We start from the raw sequence: 550 nt of genomic DNA on the forward strand, positions 1-550 counted from the left end.
AAGTGATACTGAGCCATGTCCCTGTAGTGGGATGTTCACTCTGGTGATTATTTGATCAATACATTGTTTCATGAAATCCCGGTTCTCAAGCTGGTTAACCGGGATTTCTATAACCTCAAATCCTGATTTTTGCAGCAGTGCGATTTTTAGCAGAGTCGAACCATTCCTGGTTTTGAAATCACCACCCACGTAATGAGAAGGTCCCTGAATTTCAATTACCATGTTGTGATCTGGCAGCAGCAGGTCAACCGGAGGTAATGAGTTCAGACTCTCTTCTACTTCAATCTTCAAAGAGGGAATGCGTGATTGGAGTAGATCGCGAAAGTCAGATTGACGTTTTGACATGGTAGTCTGGTAATGAGGGATGACCGGACACGCTTTGCCAAGCCAACTTGCGGCCATGGCCATCATGGATTGATCCTCGTGATTGTCTGGATATGTACTTTCCAGGCGAGTAAAAAGGGCATCCATGTGCTTTTCAAGCGCATTATTTTTATTGGGATCTGAGACCAGGGTCAACCTGGCACAGCAGACCATTACCCCCCAGAGA

General features: G+C 45.6%; 1 protein-coding gene. It reads right to left on the reverse strand.

Features of this window, described 5'->3' with window-relative positions; translation table 11 throughout:
• Nucleotides 1-550, reverse strand: a 550-nt coding sequence (locus J7438_RS27240; RefSeq protein ID WP_209279137.1) for an RAP domain-containing protein, incomplete at both ends; no start/stop codon positions are given.

Origin of the sequence: Thalassotalea sp. G20_0, from assembly GCF_017744175.1 — a bacterium.
Taxonomy (GTDB): domain Bacteria; phylum Pseudomonadota; class Gammaproteobacteria; order Pseudomonadales; family Endozoicomonadaceae; genus Endozoicomonas.